We start from the raw sequence: 514 nt of genomic DNA on the forward strand, positions 1-514 counted from the left end.
ATCATGAACTCTTCGATGAGCTTATGGGCGTCGAGCCGCTCCGGTACGACGACGCGATCGACGGTACCGTCCTTCTTCAGCAGGATCTTGCGCTCGGGGATATCGAGGTCGAGCGGATCGCGTTCGTCGCGCGCGAGCTTGACCTGCGCATAGGCCGCATAGAGCGGCTTCAGGATCGGTTCGAGCAGCGGGCCGGTGGTATCGTCGGGATGGCCATCGATGGCGGCTTGCGCCTGTGCGTAATTCAGCTTGGCCGCCGAACGCATCAGGATGCGGTGGAAGCTGTGTGACTTCTTGCGGCCATCGACGCCGATCACCATGCGTACGGCGAGCGCGCCGCGCGGCTCGCCCGGCACCAGCGAACACAGGTCGTTGGAGATGCGCTCCGGCAGCATCGGTACGACGCGGTCGGGGAAATAGACGGAGTTGCCGCGGATCAGCGCGTCGCGATCGAGCGCAGAGCCGGGACGCACATAGAAAGCGACATCGGCGATGGCGACGCTGACAATGTATC

At 63.8% G+C, this 514-nt stretch carries 1 protein-coding gene; it reads right to left on the reverse strand.

From position 1 onward, the window contains the following. Positions 1-514: RNB domain-containing ribonuclease (locus AC1DU6_RS35870; protein WP_477863423.1), on the reverse strand; the 514-nt coding region annotated here is incomplete at both ends.

The organism is Roseateles sp. P5_B10, from assembly GCF_056400485.1.